Annotated in this window: 1 protein-coding gene; it reads left to right on the top strand. The window is 67.1% G+C overall.

Going from position 1 to position 638, the window contains the following annotated elements:
• The coding region (locus U9980_RS15060) for a hypothetical protein (protein ID WP_322768483.1) at positions 1-358 on the top strand (358 nt) is incomplete at its 5' end.
• Positions 359-638 lie beyond the last annotated feature (280 nt).

Genomic DNA, 638 nt, shown 5'->3' with positions numbered 1-638 from the left:
CCTCAGTACTGCCGGTAGTCTACCGGCTGCAAGTCGTGTTGGCCGGGATCAGCCCACTGATCTGGCAGCGCCGGTCGCGGCCCCGGATGGCCGAGCTGCTCGCCCGCTCCTCGAAAGGGACGGCGACAAGTTGGTGGGCGAACACCTGGCCGGGCACCGCGAGGAACTCGCCACCCTGCCGGCCTGGAGCCGGATCGACAACTTCGACCGGGCCGCGGTCCAGGATGACGCGAACACCGCCCGGATCCCGAACTACGGCGAGCGGCGCCGCTACGGCGAGGCCATCTCCAGCGCCACCGTGTACCCCAACAGCGGCCCCGACCGGGAGGTCACCCAGTCGATCATGAGCGCGGCGTAGCCTCCCACGCTTTGTTCGGTCTCCGAAGAGACCGGCACCCGCGCCCGACGCTCCCTCAGGACCTCGCGCCAGGCATCGCCACAGGCGAGAAGTTGGCTGAGGGCGGCGACGGTCGCGCCCCGCTAGACCAAGGTCAACTAGGACCGATTTTCAACATCATTCCCGTTGGGGCTAACCATGGGCCAACCATGGCCTATTTGATCACCCTGAGACGACTCAGAGGCCCGACCCGGTGATCCACTCTTCCGAGTGAACCAGCAGGTCAGGCCCCTGCTCAGGT

Origin of the sequence: Protofrankia sp. Cr1, assembly GCF_963555865.1 — a bacterium.
GTDB lineage: Bacteria > Actinomycetota > Actinomycetes > Frankiales > Frankiaceae > Protofrankia.
The sequence above is the reverse complement of the archived record's forward strand: the minus strand, read 5'-3'. Positions and strand labels throughout refer to the sequence as shown.